Origin of the sequence: Psychrobacter sp. TB55-MNA-CIBAN-0194 (assembly GCF_040309505.1) — a bacterium.
GTDB classification, from domain to species: domain Bacteria; phylum Pseudomonadota; class Gammaproteobacteria; order Pseudomonadales; family Moraxellaceae; genus Psychrobacter; species Psychrobacter fozii.
Window position 1 is genome coordinate 1 of record NZ_JBEOOW010000558.1, and the last position, 252, is coordinate 252.

The 252-nt window shown below is 73.4% G+C and carries 1 protein-coding gene; it reads right to left on the reverse strand.

Annotated features, from left to right (window positions below; all coding sequences use genetic code 11):
- A partial coding sequence (locus tag AAEY75_RS16280) for an ATP-binding cassette domain-containing protein (protein WP_352260189.1) occupies window positions 1–195 on the reverse strand: 195 nt, incomplete at its 3' end.
- Between the last annotated feature and the right edge of the window lie 57 nt (window positions 196–252).

Here is a 252-nt window from a genome sequence, read left to right on the forward strand (position 1 = left end):
GTGCAGCACGACACGCCCGCGCGTCGGCCGCGTCGCCCCGGCGATCACGCCGAACAACGTCGACTTGCCTGCGCCGTTCGGCCCGATCAGCGCGTGACGCTCGCCGGCCGCGATGCTCAAATCCACACCGTCGAGCACCGTCTGCGCGCCGAAGCGCTGCACGACGCCATGAAGCGCGATCGCGTTGCCGTTCATCGCGCGTCCTCCCGCGGGGTCGCTGCCGCGTCATGCGCGAGCCGCGCGCGCCAGCCC